Raw genomic sequence first — 1,361 nt, 5'->3', positions numbered from 1 at the left:
TGGTGGCACGGTCGACCAGTCCGCTTACCGGAAGGTGCTGGTCAGTTCAGCGGTGCGGATCGCGCAGCAGCCGGATGCCACGTTCGGCGCGAGCATCGGGATACCCCATCTCCAGCACGCGCTGGGCCAGGTCACCAAGCTCGGTGAGAACCTCGTCCGGAATGTGCTGGGGAAGCCGACGGGGCCGGTGACGCGGGCCGAGGTGACGCGGGTCCTGTGGGCGATGGCGGGGGCCGCTCAGCGGGTGGGCCCCTTGGACGCCCAGGCCACGGAAGCGCTCGGCCGCCGCGTACTCCACCTGCCGCCTGCCGAGCCGTGGACCCCGCAGCGGAAGCAGGAGCTGTGGATCCTCACGGCCCGTGCGATCGCCGCCGACGTCGACCCCGGTGACCCCTTCACGCTGGCCGCCTTCCACCTGGCGGCCAAGGGCGCGTTCGGTCCCGCGTACCTGCTGCGGGAAGGCGGGACGGTCCGCGGTTACAACTGGAGTGGCGGAACGGCACCCGGTGGCCTGGACCTGCGGACCGTGGGCCGGCCGGAGCAGGAGCCCGGTGGTGACACCAAGGTCGGGTCGGCTCCGGCACCGTGGGCGGAGAACGGGGAGCCCGGGGACGTCCTCACGGTGTGGACGGCGGCGGACCCCCAGGGGATGGTGGTGCTGCGGCTGGCGGACATGCCGCCGATGCGTATCAACGACCAGGAGTTCCTGGCGCTGCTCGACCTCGCCCCGCTGCTGCGCACCACTCCGCTCGGTGTTCCCCTGCTGTTCGCGTCGTCGCGCACGGGCTCGCCGGGCCGGCACTCGCCGCTGCCGCAGGTGTTCACCGACCGCACCGGTCGCGCCGGCTGGGCCTACACCGCGCCGCTGCGGCTGGAGTCGGCCGACACGGCCCAGGACGGGACCCCGGCCCCGGTGCGGGTGGTCGAACTGCCCGACCCCGCCACCGGAGCCCTGGGCACCTGGCAGAAGACCTTGCTGCGCGCCGGCGCCCCGGTGACCTCTGGTGCGGCGATGGTCTCCTCCCCGCCGGCGGGAGCCGTCGCCGCCGCCGATCCGCTGTTCGCGCCGCAGACGCTGCTGACCGATGACTCCGGCGCCGTGCGCGGCCGCAACTGGACGGGCGAGCGCATCGACCTGCTCCGCGCCGACCGCACGCTCGTCGTCGAGGACCGGCCCGGCGAGGCCGGGTTCCGTCACGCCGACGAGTCCGCGCCCTGGGGTGCGGAGGCGTACGTCGTCGGCGCGGAGGAGGTGCCGGGCGGAGGGGTGCGTACCCACGACGGGCAGGTGCTGAGCCGTGCGGAGTTCGCCCGGAAGCTGGCCGCGGATCCCGCCCTGTCCGCGCTGCCGGCCCGTGTGC

The 1,361-nt window shown here is 74.5% G+C and carries 1 protein-coding gene; it reads left to right on the top strand.

Going from position 1 to position 1,361, the window contains the following annotated elements; genetic code table 11:
• Nucleotides 1–34: 34 nt before the first annotated feature.
• Nucleotides 35–1,361: hypothetical protein (locus tag HCK00_RS26620; RefSeq protein WP_168104604.1), on the top strand; the 1,327-nt coding region annotated here is incomplete at its 3' end.

The sequence above is a fragment of the Streptomyces zingiberis genome (assembly GCF_012034935.1).
GTDB lineage: Bacteria > Actinomycetota > Actinomycetes > Streptomycetales > Streptomycetaceae > Streptomyces > Streptomyces zingiberis.
The sequence above is the reverse complement of the archived record's forward strand: the minus strand, read 5'-3'. Positions and strand labels throughout refer to the sequence as shown.